Source organism: Cellulomonas sp. Root137 (genome assembly GCF_001426725.1).
Lineage (GTDB): Bacteria > Actinomycetota > Actinomycetes > Actinomycetales > Cellulomonadaceae > Cellulomonas.
In genome coordinates this window covers 406,289-420,452 of the sequence record NZ_LMFG01000004.1, presented here as the reverse complement: position 1 = coordinate 420,452, position 14,164 = coordinate 406,289, and the positions used below count along the sequence as shown (strand labels likewise).

The following is a 14,164-nucleotide window of genomic DNA, read 5'->3' as shown; positions in this document are numbered from 1 at the left end:
GGCCGGCCTGGGGCCGATACTCAGCTGGCAAGTCGTCGTCGTGCGTCGGCGAGCCTGGCGAGCACGGTCGAGTCGACCACGTCCGCGCCCACCTGGATGCGCAGTCCCCCGAGGATCTCGGGGTCCACGGTCACGTTCAGCTGCAGCTCCTGCCCGTAGGCCTGCTGCAGGATGCCGCCGAGGCGGTCCAGCTGCGCCTGCGAGAGCTCGCTGCCCGAGGTCACAGCCGCCACGAGGCGCTCGCGCCGTGCGGCGGCGAGATCGCCGACGAGGCCGAGCGTCGCGACGAAGCGCCGACCGCGGGGTGCGGCAGCAGCCCGCTTGGCCACCGCGAGGGTGGCGTCGGCCACCTTGCCGCGCAGGAGGTTCTCCGCGAGGACCGCCCGCTTGTCGCCGGGGACCCGCGGGTCGAACAGCGCCTGACGCACCTCGCGCTGGCCGACGAGCGACCGCGTGATGCGGAACAGCTCGTCCTCGACCCGCACGAGCTCGTTGCCGGCCTGCGCCGACGCCAGCACGGCGTCGAAGCCCAGGTGCTCGACGGCCTCGATGAGGTCGTCGGCCGAGGACCAGCGTTCCTGCACGAGCCCGGACACCACGTCGACGACGCGGGGGTCGAGCCGGCCGAGCACGCCCGCCACCAGCCCCGCCTTGGCGCCGCCCTCGACCGCGGGGTCGGACAAGGTGCGCCGCAGCGAGCCCGAGGAGTCCAGGGCGTCGACGACGGCGAACAGCTGCTCGCCGAGGGTGATCGCCTCGGCGCCCGCCGCCGCCAGCACCGGCTCGAACCGGAGCTGTGCCGCGCGGAGCGACGCCAGGCTCGTGCCGCGCATCAGTTCTCCTTGCCGGCGCTCGTGGTCGCAGTCGTCGACGCCTCGAGCTCGGAGAGGAACCTGTCGACCACCCGCGACTGACGGGCGGTGTCCTCGAGGGACTCGCCGACGATCTTGGAGGCCAGCTCGGTGGCGAGCGCCCCGACGTCGTTGCGCAGCGACACCGCCGCCTGCTGACGCTCGGCCTCGATCTGGCGCTGGGCCGTCTCGAGCGTGCGCGCGGCCTCGGCGGTCGCCTTGGCCTTCAGCTCCGTGACGATGGCACCGCCCTCGGCGCGGGCGGCCTCCTTGATGCGTGCTGCCTCGGTGCGTGCGTCGGCGAGCTGCTGCTCGTACTCCGCGCGCAGCTCGGCGGCCTCGGCCTGGGCGGTCTCGGCGTGCTTGAGCCCGCCCTCGATCTTCTCCGCGCGCTCGTCGAGGACCACCTGGAACTTCGGCAGCACGTACTTGATGAACACGACAGCGATGATCGCCACGATCACCGACGACCAGATGAGGTCGTAGGTGTGCGGGAGGAGGGGGTTGACCTCCTCGACTTCCTCGGCAGCCACCACCGCGCTGTGCGCGGCAGCGACGAGCGGCGCGGTGATCACAGGAAGAACGGGGTGACGATGGCCAGGAGGGCGAGGATCTCGATGAAGGCCAGGCCGACGAACATGGTGGAGCGCAGCTGGCCGGCCATCTCGGGCTGGCGCGCCATGCCCTCGATCGTCTTGCCGATCATGAAGCCGAGGCCGATGCCCGGGCCGATCGTGGCGATGCCGTAGCCGATGAGGGCGAGTCCGGTGATTTCCACTGGGTGGTTCCTTTCATCTGCGCGCCGCGCGGCGCGTCCGAGGGGGGCGACGGTCCGGGGATCAGCCCGCCGCGTCGAGACGGTCGGTCAGTGCTCTTCGGTGACGGACATCTGCAGGTAGACAGCCGTGAGGATCGCGAACACGTACGCCTGCAGGGCTGCCACGAAGACCTCGAACAGCAGGAAGCCGAAGCCGGCGACGAAGGTGACGGCGCCGAAGCCCCGGAGCGCGCCCGACGCCTCGAAGAACAGGAACGAGGTGGCCGCGAAGCACAGGGCGAGCAGCAGGTGGCCGGCCATCATGTTGGCCAGGAGCCGGATGACCAGCGTCGCGGGCCGCAGGATGAAGACCTGCAGGATCTCGACCGGCGTGAGGAGGATGTAGATCGGCTTCGGCACACCCGGGGGGAACAGGCTGTGCTTGAGGTAGCCGCCGACGCCGAACTTCTTGACGCCCTCCGACAGGTACAGGACGTACACCCACAGCGCGAGGACGATCGGCATGCCGATCACCGAGGTTCCCGCGATGTTGAGGAACGGGACCACGCCGGTGATGTTGAAGAAGAGGACCGCGAAGAAGATCGTCGTGATGACCGAGGCGTACTTCTTGCCGTCCTTCTCGCCGAGGATCTCGATGGCGATCGCGTTCCGGCAGAAGTCGAGGCCCATCTCCAGGAGGCTCTGGAAGCGTCCCGGGACGAGCTTGGCGCGGCGGGCGCCGATGACGAAGATCAGGAGGATCGCGATGGCCGCGACGAACCGGACCAGGATGATCCGGTTGATCTCGAACGGGGTGCCCTCGAAGAAGATGGCAGGCGGGAAGAAGTCGGCGATCGTGGGGCCATGGAACTCGGCCTCGCCGTCTTCCGCGGCGAGCGGCAGGATCGTCGCAAGGCTGAACAGGGCGGTCTCCTGTGGTCGTGTGCGCCGAGTGCCGCATCAGTGCGGGCACGAGCACGGCGCCGGGCCGTCATGGATGGGGGAAGCCTAACCCATGCGGGCGCCCTCCCCTGACCTGCAAGAGGCTCCTGCGAGCCTCGCCGGAGTCAGGACTCGAAGTACCCGACCCGTCCGCGCTGCACCGCTCGCGCGTCCAGGACGGCCGACCCGATGACGCCGACGACGGACACCAGGAAGAGCACCATCGGGTTGTAGAAGTCGAACTGCCGCAGGATCACCATCACGATGATCACGACGATCAGCTTGGCCAGCCAGGCACCCATGATGACGGCCATCATCATCGTCGGCTCCGAGTTCACGGTCTTCAGGACCGAGACCACCGTCGTCCCCGAGAAGATCAGCGCGATGCCCACCCCGAGGAGCGCGCCCCAGACCCCGGCCATGCCGTCGACCAGGTAGCCGACGCCGACGCCGACCACCGTGAGGACCCCCAGGAGCACGAGCATGTCGCGCAGGGCCTGGCGCAGGACGACCGTGGACGCCGCGGGAGGCGTGGGGGGCGTGGGCGGTGTCGGGGCGGGCACGGTCACAGCGGAGCCTCCAAGGGCGGGGTGGCGGCCCGGCCGCGCAGCGGTCCGAGCGTCAGCAGGGTGGCGACGACGACGGCCACGCCGAACGTGATGAGCACGACGGTCGTCTCCCACCGGACCAGGGCGGCGACCCCGAAGGCGAACACCGCCGTCCAGACGTACATGATCGCGACGGCGCGGCGGTGCGAGTGGCCGAGCTGGAGCATGCGGTGGTGCAGGTGCATGCGGTCGGGGTGGAACGGGGACTTGCCGGCGCCGACCCGGCGCACGATCGCGAGCCCCATGTCGAGCAGCGGGAGCAGGAGCACCGCGAACGGCAGGAGCATCGGCAGGAAGGCCGGGAACCGCTGGCGCACGAGCACCTGCTCCGGGTCGATCTGGCCGGTGATGATGATGGCCGCGGCGCTGAACACGAACCCGAGCACCATGGCGCCCGAGTCGCCCATGAAGATGCGCGCCGGGTACACGTTGTGCGGCAGGAACCCCACGCACGCACCGACGAGCACAGCGAGCACCAGGGCCGCCAGGTTGGCGTTGGCGTAGGCGCCGGGGTTGGCGCCGGCGGTGAGCAGGTAGGCGTAGAGGAAGAACGCGGTGCCGCCGATCGCGAGCACCCCCGCGGCGAGCCCGTCGAGCCCGTCGACGAAGTTCACCGCGTTCATGGCGATGACGACGGTGAGCACCGTGAGGAACGTGGCCATCCGGGTGGACCCGAGGATCGGCATGCCCGCCGTAGGCAGCTGGTAGAGCAGCACGCCCTGCCACGCGAGGAACCCGCCGGCCAGCACCTGGCCCATGAGCTTGGTGAGCCAGTCGAGGTCCCAGATGTCGTCGGCGATCCCGAGCGCGCACACGATCGCGGCGCCGCCCATGATGCCGACCAGGGGCCGGATGTTGTCGTAGACCCCCGAGAGGAAGGGCAGCGAGCTGACCATGAGGATCGCGACGAGCATCCCCGCGAACATCGCCATGCCGCCCAGCCGGGGCGTCGGGATGGCGTGCACGTCCCGGTCCCGGACCGCGGTGATCGCCCCCCAGCGCAGCGCGCACCAGCGGGCCAGCGGGGTCATGAGGTAGGCCACCGTGGCGGCGATCAGCAGCGCGAGCAGGTAGACCCTCACGCGGTGGGCCCCTCGACCGGGGTGACCTCGTTCAGCTGCTCGAGACTCAGGGCGCCGACGCGCACGAGCCGCAGCGTGGCTCCCGTGGCGTCGACGATGCTCGACGCCACCTGGCCGGGCGCGTCGCCCGCGTCCAGGTAGACGGCCACGGAGTCGCCGAGCTGGTCGTACGCGGCCTGCGCGGTGACGGCGGCGGGCGATCCGGTCGTGTTGGCACTGGAGACCGCCAGCGGGCCGGTGCGGCGCAGCAGGGCCAGCGCGGTCTCGTGGTCCGGCACCCGGAGCGCGACGGTGCCGCGCGTCTCCCCCAGGTCCCACGCGAGCGACGGCTGCGCGCGGACGATGAGGGTGAGACCGCCAGGCCAGAACACCTCGGCCAGCGCGCGGGCACCCACCGGCACGTCCGTGGCCAGGCCGTCGAGCGTGCGCACGTCGGGGATCAGCACGGGCGGCGGCATCTGCCGGCCACGGCCCTTGGCGTCGAGGAGCGCCTGGACGGCGGGCGGGGTGAAGGCGTCGGCGGCGATCCCGTAGACGGTGTCCGTCGGCAGCACGACGAGGCCCCCGCGGGACAGGACGTTGACCGCCTCGTCGAGCGCCGGGCCCCAGGTGGTCGGGTCGCTCGCGGGGGTGATCCGGTCGTTCACGGCGCCGAGTCTGTCACGTGCGGCTGAGCGGCTCGCCGAGCGACGAGCATCCGCGGCCGACCGGTCAGGTCCGGACGGGACTCCACGTCGACGAACGCCCTCGTGGCCAGGGCCGCCTCGCGAGCGGCGGCGTCCTGCACCTCGGCGTGCTCCATCACGAGGAGGCCGCCGGGGACGAGCAGGCGAGCGGCGGCGCGCAGGACCTCGCGCGGGACGTCCAGCCCGTCCAGGCCACCGCCGTACAGGGCGAGGTCGGGGTCGTGGTCGCGCACCTCGGGGTCCACCGGTTCGGCGTCGGGCGGGATGTACGGCGGGTTGGCGACGAGGACGTCGACCGTGCCGTCGAGCTCGCTCAGCAGCGTCGGGTCGGCGACGTCGCCGTGCTCGACCCGGACGTCCGCGCCGACCGCGACGGCGTTGCGCCGGGTCAGGTCCACGGCCTCCGGCGACAGGTCGACGGCCACCACGCGGGCGGCGCGGACCTCGGTCGCGACGGACAGCGCGATCCCCCCGGCGCCGCAGCACAGGTCCACGACGAGCGGGTCGGTCAGCCGCGCGGCCTCGTCGATCGCCACCTGCGCCACCACCTCGGTCTCGGGCCGCGGGACGAACACCCCGGGCTCGACCAGGAGGGTCAGGTACCGGAAGCCCGTGGTGCCGACGAGGTGCTGCAGCGGCTCACGCTTCCGTCGCCGCTCGACCAGCTCGGCGAACTGCTCCGCGAACCCGTCCGGCACCGGCGGCGGAAGAACCAGCTCGAGCCGGTCCAGGCCCAGCACGTGGGCGGCCAGCGCGGTGGCGTCGTGGCGCGGCGAGGGCACGCCGGCGTCGAGGAGGATGCTCGTCGCCCCCTCCACCAGCGCGCGCAGGTCCGGGGCGGTCATGCCTCCCCCGCCGCGGCCAGCCGCGCTGCCTCGTCGGCGTCGATCGCGGACTGCACGACCGGCGCCAGCTCCCCGCCGAGCACCGCGTCGAGGTTGTAGGCCTTGTACCCCGTGCGGTGGTCGGCGATCCGGTTCTCCGGGAAGTTGTACGTCCGGATGCGCTCCGAGCGGTCGACGGTGCGCACCTGGGACCGGCGGGCCACGCTCGCGGCGGCGGCGGCCTCCTCCTGCCGGGCGGCCAGGATGCGGGCGCGCAGCACGCGCATGCCGGCCTCGCGGTTCTGCAGCTGCGACTTCTCGTTCTGCATCGACACGACGATCCCCGTCGGCAGGTGCGTGATGCGGACGGCGGAGTCGGTGGTGTTGACCGACTGCCCCCCGGGGCCCGACGACCGGTAGACGTCGATGCGCAGGTCGTTGGCGTCGATCGCCACCTCGGCCTCGTCCTCGGCCTCGGGGAACACCAGGACGCCCGCGGCAGAGGTGTGGATCCGGCCCTGCGACTCCGTGACGGGCACCCGCTGGACGCGGTGCACACCGCCCTCGTACTTCAGGTGCGCCCAGACGCCGTCCTCGGGCGCCACCGTGCCGCGCGCCTTGATGGCCAGCTGCGCGTCCTTGTAGCCGCCCAGGTCCGACTCGGTGGCGCCCAGCAGCTGCGTCGCCCAGCCCATCTTCTCGGCGTACCGGGTGTACATCCGCAGCAGGTCGGCGGCGAACAGCGCCGACTCCTCGCCGCCCTCCCCCGCCTTGACCTCGAGGATGACGTCGCGGGAGTCGTCGGGGTCGCGCGGGATGAGCACCTCGCGCAGCCGGGCGGACGCGGCGTCGGCGGCCTGCTGGAGGCTCGGCAGCTCGGCGGCGAAGCTCTCGTCGACCTCGGCCAGCTCGGCGGCGGCCTCGGCGTCGTCGGACGCGGCCTTCCAGGCCGTGTAGGCCTGCGCGACCCGGCCCAGCTCGGCGTACCGGCGGCCCAGCTTGCGCGCGTGCGCGGCGTCCGCGTGCACGGCGGGGTCGGCCAGCTGCGCCTCGATCTGCGCGTGCTCGGCGAGCAGCGGTTCGGCGGCGGCGAATGCCTCGCTCATGCGGTGTCCCTCAGGTGGATCGATCGGCTCCGACAACGACACAGCGCCGGTGCCCACGCGGACACCGCCATGGAGGGCGGTCGTCCGCGCCGGGCACCGGCGCTGCGGGGTTGCTAGTTGGCGGCCTTCTTGCCGTACCGCGCCTCGAACCGGGCCACGCGGCCGCCGGTGTCGAGGATCTTCTGCTTGCCCGTGTAGAACGGGTGGCAGGCGCTGCAGACGTCGGCGTGGATCTTGCCGCTGGTGACCGTCGAGCGCGTGACGAAGGTGCTGCCACAGGTGCAGGTGACCTCGGTCAGGACGTACTCGGGGTGGATGTCAGCCTTCACAGAACTATCTCCTTGGGTGGGTGTCTCCGGGTCCGGACGCGCGACTGGCGCCGGTGAACCGCAGACCAGCGAACCATTGTGCCAGAACAGCGACGAGGCCCGAAATCATCCCGCCGGAGCGCTCAGAGCGTCTGCGCGTCCAGCCGCGCCTTCTCGGCCTCGATGTCGAAGTCCGCCGCCGGCCACTCCAGGTGCAGGTCCTCGAGCGTGTCCCGCAGCAGCCGTCCGACTGCCAGCTGCGCGTACCACTTGTTGTCCGCCGGCACCGCGTACCAGGGCGCGTGCTCGGTGTTCGTCCGGTCCAGGACCGCGCGGTACGCCTCTTGGTAGAGGGGCCACTTCGCGCGCTCGTCGATGTCGCCCGGGTTGAACTTCCAGTACTTGTCGGGGCGCTCCAGCCGCTCGCGCAGCCGGGCCTTCTGCTCCTGCGGCGAGACGAGCAGGGCCACCTTGACGATCGCGGTCCCGGCGTCGACGACCTCGCGCTCGAACGCGTTGATCTCGTCGTACCGCGGCTCCCAGACCTCCTGCGGCACCAGCTCGTTGACGCGGACCACCAGCACGTCCTCGTAGTGCGACCGGTCGAACACCCCGATGCGCCCGGGCGCCGGCAGCGCCTCACGGATCCGCTGGAGGTAGTGCTGCGACCGCTCCTTCTCGGTCGGCACCCCGAACGAGCGCAGCTGCACCCCCTGCGGGTCCACCATGCCCAGGACGTGCCGCACGATCCCGCCCTTGCCCGAGGTGTCCATCCCCTGCAGCACCAGCAGGACCGAGCGCGTCCCGCCCGAGCGGCCGTCCGCGAACAGCCGCTCCTGCTCCTCGCTGAGGTGCTCCCCGTCCTTCAGGAGCCGCTTCTCGGCCGCCGCCTCGCCGTGCTCCCAGCCGGGGGTCGCGGCCAGGTCGGCCGTGGCCAGGTCGAACCCGGACCGGACCCGGAGGGCCTCCCGGGGTGGTGTGCTCCACGACTTCGCCATCGAACGACTCCCCGGACTCGCGCCAGTGCGGACGAGTGCACGGTAGCGGGACGACGACGGCCCCGCCTCCGTGCGGAGGGCGGGGCCGTGGTCGTCCGTCAGCGGGTCAGTCGGGGCCGGGGGTCGTCTCAAGGCCCAGAGAGACCACCACTCTCCGAGTCCTGGATGCGGCGGCTCGCATGAGCCCACATGGCGAGCTCCACGCGGTTGCGGGCGCCGAGCTTCCTCATGAGGCTGGCCAGGTGGGCCTTCACGGTGCTCGTGCTGATGTACAGCTCGGTCGCGATCTCGTCGTTGGTGCGGCCCTGCGCCACCGGGATCAGCACCTCCTCCTCACGGGCCGTGAGCGGCTCGAGGGGCTGCCGTGCAGGTCCGGTCTGTGAGTGCGCGAACACCGCGAGCAGGCGGACGGTCACGCTGGGTGCGATGAGCGCATCCCCGTCAGCCGCGGCGCGGATCGCCTGGGTCAGCAGCGCGGGTCCGGCGTCCTTGAGCAAGAACCCGCGGGCGCCGGCCTTGAGTGCCTCGTGGACGTACTCGTCGAGATCGAAGGTGGTGATCACCACGATGGGCAGAGGGTCGGTGACGTGGGGCCCGGCAAGGTGACGGGTGGCTTCGATGCCGTCCATCAGCGGCATCCGGACGTCGAACAGGCCGACGTCCGGGCGGAGCTGGAGCGCCAGGTGCACTGCCTCGCGGCCGTCAGCGGCCGCGCCGACCACCTCGATGTCGGGTTGGGCGTCGAGCAGCATCGTCAGACCGGTGCGGACGATGTGCTGGTCGTCGGCGATCAGTACCCGGATGCTCATCGTGCGGTCCCGGTGCGGGGCAGCGTTGCTCGGACCCGCCAGCCACGGTCGGCGGTCGGGCCTGCGTAGAACGTCCCGCCGAGCAGTGTGGTGCGTTCCTGCATTCCCACGAGGCCGTATCCCGCGGTGCCCCCGTCGGCCGTGCTGGGCGCACCGTCGTCGTCGACGGTCAGCAGCACGCCCTCGGCGTCACCGACGACAACCACGGTGACCCGCGTCGCGTGGCGGGCGTGCCTGCGAGCGTTCGTGACCGACTCCTGGGCCAGGCGGTAGATCGCGGCCCCGACGGCCGGGCTGAGGTCCTTGAGCTCCCCGGAGAGCGTCACCTGGACGTGAGGACGCGCCTCGAGACCGCCGGTCAGCCGCTCGAGGTCGGCCACCCCGGGCTGCGGCGCGAACTCCGCATCCTGCGGGGCGCGCAGGACGCCCACCATGGTGCGCATCTCGAGGAGCGTCTGGGTGGCGGCGTCCTCGATGATGACCAGGGCTTCGACGGCACGCTCGGGGTCCGAGGCAGCTACGGCACGTCCCGCCTGAGCCTGGATGGCGATGCCGGAGACGTGGTGCGCAACGGTGTCGTGGAGCTCGCGAGCGATCTGCTCGCGCTCGCGGGCCTTGGCTTCGTCGATGTCGCGGATGCGGGCGCTCGCGTGGTAGCGGATGGCAGCGCCGAGCGCCGCGGAGAACAAGAAGAAGGCGTAGGCGCCCACCGCATCCGCCAGGCTGGTCGGGTCTGCCACGTTGGTGACGGCCAGCCAGACAAGGATGACTCCGAGGCCGATCACCGCCTCGCGACCAGCTCCCCACCGGAACAGGGAGTAGGCCAGGACCAGCGCCGCCGAGGTGCTCGCCAGCAGACCGCCTTCCGAGCCCGAGAAGATCCTCACCGCGTCGACCATCGTCAACGTGCCGAAGGAGACCACGACCGCCCCGAGCGGGTGAGTGCGTCGCCAGAGCAGGGGCGCCACGACCGCGAGCACGGCGAGGAGCACCAGCGGGAGCGGGGCCAGGACGTCACGGAGCGCCGCCTCGGCCACGGACCAGACCGTCAGCACGGCGATGAGCGCCCAGTCCCGGGAGACCCGGGCGGGAGGGTTCGCCGGTCGAGGTTCGGCCCACAGCACGCGCAGGACGTTGGTGACCATCCGGTCAGCCTAGAGATGCGAGGTGAGCGGCGAATCAGCCGAAAGCACAAGAGGGCCACTGAGCGAACGGCCAGTCCGGGTCAGGCTCTGAGGCTGGTGTGCCCAGCACGAGGGTCCGCGATGGTGAAGGAGCCACACCTCACCCAGACGACGGAGCACCCAGATGAGCACTCGCCAAGACACCACGACCACGCTGGACGACTCGCGCCTGCCCGTGAGAGCGAAACTCGTCGCAGCGTGGACGAGCTTCATGTTCCTGTACGCCTACGTGGACATCCTGGGCTTCTTCGTGCCCGGCAAGGTCGACGACATCCTGGTCGGCGTCGTCTTCGAGTTCGACATCACCCAGACGTTATTGACCGCATTCCTCATCCTCATGGCCATCCCGATCCTGATGGTGGTGCTGTCCGCCATGCTGCCGGCCCGCGCGAGCCGGATCACGAACCTCGTCGTGGCATCGGTCCAGGTCCCTTTCGCGATGTTCAACGCGGTGGGCGAGTCCTGGACGTACTACTACGGGCTCGCCGTCGTCCTGGAGGTGGTCCTGCTCGCCGTGATCCTTCGGCTGGCCTGGACCTGGCCCCGCAGCGCCGCATCGCCGGTGATCACGGCAGCCAGCGCGCACAAGGAGCCTCGTCAGACGCAGCTTCACGCGTGACTGCCTTCCGCGTGCCCGGTCGTCTCTCGCGGCGGACGTCGCCCACGCTCCCGCACGTCCGAGTACTCCACGCGGTGCACCGCAGTCTCCTTCTCGAACGCGACGGCCCCGCCTCCGGCACGGGAGGCGGGGCCGTCGGCACGACGCGGGACGGTCAGTCGTTGCCGGGGGTCGTCTTCTGCACCTGGAGCAGGAACTCGACGTTCGACCTGGTCTCCTTGAGCTTGCCGATGAGCAGCTCGATGGCCTGCGTCTGGTCGAGCGCGCCCATCACGCGGCGGAGCTTGTAGATGATCTTCAGCTCGTCGTGCGGCATGAGGATCTCCTCGCGGCGGGTGCCCGACGCGTTGACGTCGACCGCCGGGAAGATGCGCTTGTCGGCCAGGCCGCGGGAGAGCCGGAGCTCCATGTTCCCGGTGCCCTTGAACTCCTCGAAGATGACCTCGTCCATCTTGGAACCGGTCTCCACCAGCGCCGAGGCGAGGATGGTCAGCGAGCCGCCGTGCTCGATGTTGCGGGCCGCACCGAAGAACCGCTTGGGCGGGTACAGCGCCGAGGCGTCGACACCACCCGAGAGGATCCGCCCGGACGCCGGGGCGGCCAGGTTGTAGGCGCGTGACAGACGCGTGAGCGAGTCGAGCAGCACGACGACGTCTTGACCCAGCTCGACCAGCCGCTTGGCGCGCTCGATGGCGAGCTCGGCGACGATCGTGTGGTCGGAGGCGGGGCGGTCGAAGGTCGAGGCGATGACCTCACCCTTGACCGTCCGCTCCATGTCCGTGACCTCTTCGGGGCGCTCGTCGACGAGCACGACCATGAGGTGGACCTCGGGGTTGTTGGTCGTGATGGCGTTGGCGATCTGCTGCATGATGATCGTCTTGCCCGCCTTGGGGGGCGCGACGATGAGGCCGCGCTGGCCCTTGCCGATGGGCGCGACGATGTCGATCACGCGCGGCGACAGCTTGCCCTGCTCGCTCTCCAGGCGCAGGCGCTCCTGCGGGTAGAGCGGCGTCAGCTTGTTGAACTCGGGGCGCACGCGGGCGCCGTCGGGCTCCAGGCCGTTGACCGAGTCGAGGCGGACCAGCGCGTTGAACTTGCTGGGCCGGTTGCCCTGCGCCGGCGGCTGCTCGCCCTCGCGCGGCTGGCGCACGGCGCCGGTCACCGCGTCGCCGCGGCGCAGGCCGTACCGCTTGACCTGGTTGAGGGACACGTACACGTCGTTCGCGCTGGGCAGGTAGCCCGTGGTGCGGACGAACGCGTAGCTGTCCATCAGGTCGAGGATGCCCGCGACGGGCAGGAGGACGTCGTCCTCGCTGACCTCGATGTCGTCGAGGCCCGCGAGCTCGCCCGCACCGGGACGGCCACGGGTGCCGCGGCCCTTGCGGTCACGGTCACGGTCGCGGTAGCGGTCGCGCGAGCGACGGCGGCGGCCGCCGCGCTCGTCGAGACCGTCCTCGTCCTCGCGACGCTGCTGGGTGCCCTGCTGCGGGGCGGCCTGCGGCGCGTTCCCCGCCTGCTGGCGGCCGTCCCGCTGGGCGGCGTCGCGCTGCTGGGTGCCCTGCTGGCGCTCCCCCTGCTGGCGGTCCGTCTGCTGGCGGTCCGGCTGCGCACGGTCGGCCTGCTGGCGGTCGGCCTGCTGGCCGTTGCTCGGCGCGCGGTCGGCCTCGTCGCCCTGCGGCGCGCCCGCTCCACGGCCGGCCCGGCGCGAGCGCCGCTCACCGGTCACCACGCCGACGGCGTCGGCCGCACGCGCGGCACGGTCGTCCCGCTGCTCGACCGGCGCGAGCTTGGCGTCCAGCGCGGCCTCGAGGCCGGCGAGCGCGTCACCGCGGGGTGCCCTGCTCCCGCGGTCCTGCTGTGCCGGGGCGGTGTCGCCGCCGAGGTCGAGCTGGGGGGCCTCGGTCCGGGGTGCGCGTGCGCTGCGCGTCGGCTCCTCGGCCACGGCCGTGCTCTGCTCACGGCTGACGTCACGGCGCGGCTCGAGCGCCTGCGGGCGCGAGCCGCCACGAGCGTCCGCGATGGCCTGGACGAGGTCGCCCTTGCGCATCTTGGACGTGCCCTTGACGCCCAGCTGGGACGCCATGGCCTGCAGCTCGGGCAGGCGGAGCGCCGAGATGCCGGCGCTGCGGGCGGACCCGCCGGAGTTGCTCACGGCGGGCTCGATGATGTCTGTCACGAAGGACCCTTCCCCTCGTCAGTGGCCGGGACCCGATGGTTCGGGGATCGGCCGACGTCCGGTCGAGGTGACCTGGACGGTGCTGGAGCCACACACGCGCTGCGTACGACGACGTCTGCGCACGGTGGGCTGGATCGTTCTCGGGTCGTCTACTCATTCTGCGGCGACCGGTCACGTGCGACGGGTTACCAGAGGACGAGATCCAGGGAACGTTTCGATGCTATCACTGTCGGAACCGCCACCAGACCGAGTGAACAACCGGCGTGTACTTCACCCGTCAGATCACGCGCTGGACGGTCGCGCCGGTGCGATCCACGGGGAGCGGCAGGATCTGCCAGCCCCCCATGGCGCCGCCGAACGCGGCGCTCACGGCGTCGTCCGCGTCGGTCGTCCCGGTCCCCGTGCGCCGCGCGAGCACGAGCACGGTCGGCCCGGCGCCGGACACCACCGCGGCCACGCCCTGCGCCCGGAGCACGTCGACGAGCGCGAGCGAGCCGGGCATCACGGCACGCCGGTACTCCTGGTGCAGCCGGTCCTGCGTCGCGGTGAGCAGCAGGTCCGGACGCCGCCCGAGCGCCTCGACCAGCAGCGCGGCCCGGCCCGCCTGGAACGCGGCATCCGTGTGCGGCACGGTCGCCGGCAGCACGCCCCGGGCGGCCTTGGTGGACAGGTGGTTCGGCGGCACGATCGCGAGCAGCGCCAGGTCGTCGTGGACCGCGAGGCCGATGGCGCGGAACCGGCCGTCGCGCCACGCGAGCGTCGCGCCGCCGAGCACCGCCGGAGCCGCGTTGTCGGGGTGCCCCTCGATCTGCGCGGCGAGGTCGATCGCCACGTCGTCGGACAGGGCGCCCGGCTCCGCGATCAGCCCGCGGGCGGCGACGATCCCCGCGACGACCGCCCCGGCGGACGAGCCGAGCCCGCGGCCGTGCGGGATGCGGTTGTGGCAGACCAGATGCAGCCCCGCCTGCGAGGCACCGACGAGATCGAGGGCGGCCCGCAGCGAGCTGACCACCAGGTGCTGCTCGTCGTCGGGCACCTGACCGGCACCCTCGCCGGTGACCTCGACCTTGACGCCCGGTGAGCCGAGCGCCCGGACCTCGAGCTCGTCGTACAGCCCGAGGGCGATGCCGAACGCGTCGAAACCGGGACCGAGGTTGGCGCTGGTGGCGGGGACGCGGACGCGGACGTGGTCCGCACCCAGGCGCATCGCGGGG

The 14,164-nt window shown here is 71.9% G+C and carries 16 protein-coding genes; 1 reads left to right on the top strand and 15 read right to left on the bottom strand.

Annotated features, from left to right (window positions below):
• Positions 1 to 20 precede the first annotated feature (20 nt).
• The 13 genes from ASD18_RS19460 to ASD18_RS19400 all read right to left on the bottom strand — a co-directional run bounded on the left by ASD18_RS19460 (position 21) and on the right by ASD18_RS19400 (position 10,116).
• Positions 21 to 833: a F0F1 ATP synthase subunit delta gene (locus ASD18_RS19460; protein ID WP_056096324.1), complete on the bottom strand. Its 813-nt coding sequence runs from the start codon at positions 831 to 833 to the stop codon at positions 21 to 23.
• The gene (locus ASD18_RS19455; RefSeq protein WP_369817323.1) at positions 833 to 1,426 is read right to left on the bottom strand and encodes a F0F1 ATP synthase subunit B; all 594 of its coding nucleotides are present in this window, start codon (positions 1,424 to 1,426) and stop codon (positions 833 to 835) included. The genes ASD18_RS19460 and ASD18_RS19455 overlap by 1 nt, the downstream gene beginning before the upstream one ends.
• A complete protein-coding gene (atpE, locus tag ASD18_RS19450) occupies positions 1,423 to 1,629 on the bottom strand; it encodes an ATP synthase F0 subunit C (protein WP_056096321.1) in 207 nt (68 codons plus the stop codon). The genes ASD18_RS19455 and atpE overlap by 4 nt, the downstream gene beginning before the upstream one ends.
• An 87-nt stretch (positions 1,630 to 1,716) precedes the next feature.
• Entirely contained in the window at positions 1,717 to 2,397 is a 681-nt protein-coding gene (gene atpB / locus ASD18_RS19445; RefSeq protein WP_369817326.1) for a F0F1 ATP synthase subunit A, read from the bottom strand.
• 278 nt (positions 2,398 to 2,675) lie between these two features.
• Entirely contained in the window at positions 2,676 to 3,113 is a 438-nt protein-coding gene (locus tag ASD18_RS19440) for a hypothetical protein (RefSeq protein ID WP_082574324.1), read from the bottom strand.
• Positions 3,114 to 3,115: 2 nt separating this feature from the next.
• Positions 3,116 to 4,240 carry a glycosyltransferase family 4 protein gene (locus ASD18_RS19435; RefSeq protein ID WP_056096312.1) on the bottom strand — a complete coding sequence of 375 codons (1,125 nt, stop codon included), beginning with the start codon at positions 4,238 to 4,240 and terminating at the stop codon, positions 3,116 to 3,118.
• Positions 4,237 to 4,887, bottom strand: coding sequence for an L-threonylcarbamoyladenylate synthase (locus ASD18_RS19430; protein ID WP_056096309.1), 651 nt, complete (start codon positions 4,885 to 4,887; stop codon positions 4,237 to 4,239). Before ASD18_RS19430 ends, ASD18_RS19435 begins: the two co-directional genes overlap by 4 nt.
• Entirely contained in the window at positions 4,884 to 5,771 is an 888-nt protein-coding gene (gene prmC / locus ASD18_RS19425; RefSeq protein WP_056096306.1) for a peptide chain release factor N(5)-glutamine methyltransferase, read from the bottom strand. Before prmC ends, ASD18_RS19430 begins: the two co-directional genes overlap by 4 nt.
• Positions 5,768 to 6,856, bottom strand: a complete 1,089-nt coding sequence (gene prfA, locus ASD18_RS19420) for a peptide chain release factor 1 (RefSeq protein WP_056096303.1) — start codon at positions 6,854 to 6,856, stop codon at positions 5,768 to 5,770. The genes prmC and prfA overlap by 4 nt, the downstream gene beginning before the upstream one ends.
• A gap of 113 nt (positions 6,857 to 6,969) precedes the next feature.
• Positions 6,970 to 7,185: a 50S ribosomal protein L31 gene (gene rpmE / locus ASD18_RS19415; protein WP_056096298.1), complete on the bottom strand. Its 216-nt coding sequence runs from the start codon at positions 7,183 to 7,185 to the stop codon at positions 6,970 to 6,972.
• Between the two features lie 122 nt (positions 7,186 to 7,307).
• Positions 7,308 to 8,162 (bottom strand): PPK2 family polyphosphate kinase, encoded by an 855-nt coding sequence (locus tag ASD18_RS19410; protein ID WP_056096294.1) that lies wholly within the window; start codon positions 8,160 to 8,162, stop codon positions 7,308 to 7,310.
• Between the two features lie 128 nt (positions 8,163 to 8,290).
• The gene (locus ASD18_RS19405) at positions 8,291 to 8,971 is read right to left on the bottom strand and encodes a response regulator transcription factor (RefSeq protein ID WP_056096291.1); all 681 of its coding nucleotides are present in this window, start codon (positions 8,969 to 8,971) and stop codon (positions 8,291 to 8,293) included.
• Positions 8,968 to 10,116: a sensor histidine kinase gene (locus ASD18_RS19400; protein WP_056096288.1), complete on the bottom strand. Its 1,149-nt coding sequence runs from the start codon at positions 10,114 to 10,116 to the stop codon at positions 8,968 to 8,970. The genes ASD18_RS19405 and ASD18_RS19400 overlap by 4 nt, the downstream gene beginning before the upstream one ends.
• A gap of 163 nt (positions 10,117 to 10,279) precedes the next feature.
• On the opposite strand from ASD18_RS19400, the gene ASD18_RS19395 reads away from it, so the two are divergent.
• Positions 10,280 to 10,774, top strand: a complete 495-nt coding sequence (locus ASD18_RS19395; protein WP_056096285.1) for a DUF6326 family protein — start codon at positions 10,280 to 10,282, stop codon at positions 10,772 to 10,774.
• 154 nt (positions 10,775 to 10,928) lie between these two features.
• Here the strand turns inward: ASD18_RS19395 and rho are convergent, their stop codons facing one another.
• Both rho and thrB read right to left on the bottom strand, forming a co-directional pair.
• Complete coding sequence (gene rho / locus ASD18_RS19390; protein ID WP_056096282.1) at positions 10,929 to 12,950, bottom strand: transcription termination factor Rho; 2,022 nt, start codon at positions 12,948 to 12,950, stop codon at positions 10,929 to 10,931.
• A 277-nt stretch (positions 12,951 to 13,227) separates the two neighbouring features.
• Complete coding sequence (gene thrB / locus ASD18_RS19385; RefSeq protein ID WP_056096279.1) at positions 13,228 to 14,157, bottom strand: homoserine kinase; 930 nt, start codon at positions 14,155 to 14,157, stop codon at positions 13,228 to 13,230.
• Between the last annotated feature and the right edge of the window lie 7 nt (positions 14,158 to 14,164).